General features: G+C 78.1%; 1 pseudogene. It reads right to left on the bottom strand.

Features of this window, described 5'->3' with window-relative positions:
- A pseudogene (locus DW309_RS07655) lies at positions 1-416 on the bottom strand (AAA family ATPase); the annotation flags it as partial.

Below are 416 nucleotides of genomic sequence, written 5' to 3'. Positions count from 1 at the left end.
CGCCGCCGCCGCGTCGCGGGCGGACTCGGCCAGGGCGATGTCGTCGACCGAGACGGGGTCGGTGTGGGTGGCCGGCGCGGGATGCTCCGTCGAGCCGCAGACGGCGCAGGCCTCACCCTCCACCAGGGCCGTGGCGAGCTCCCCCGCCATCCCGTCCATGCGGCGCTGGCGCAGCTGCGCGAGCCGGGACTGCGCCGTCGCGTGCTCCGAGGTCACCCGTGCGAGCTCGGCCTCCGCTGCGTCGGACGCCGCGGCGAGACGCTCGGCCGTCCTGGCGGCATCCCACCGGTCCTTCGCGGCGAGCAGTGCGGCCTCCCGCCCCGGTCGCCCCGCGGCGAGGTCTCTGGCGGCGGCACGCTCCGCCTCCACCTCGGCGAGCTGGACCGGAAGGGCGTCGCGCTCGGTCTCGGCCGTCT

Source organism: Microbacterium sp. K41, assembly GCF_004794395.1.
Classification (GTDB): Bacteria; Actinomycetota; Actinomycetes; order Actinomycetales; family Microbacteriaceae; genus Microbacterium; species Microbacterium sufflavum.
Note: the sequence above shows the minus strand (reverse complement) of the source record. Positions and strands in the feature narration are given on the sequence as shown.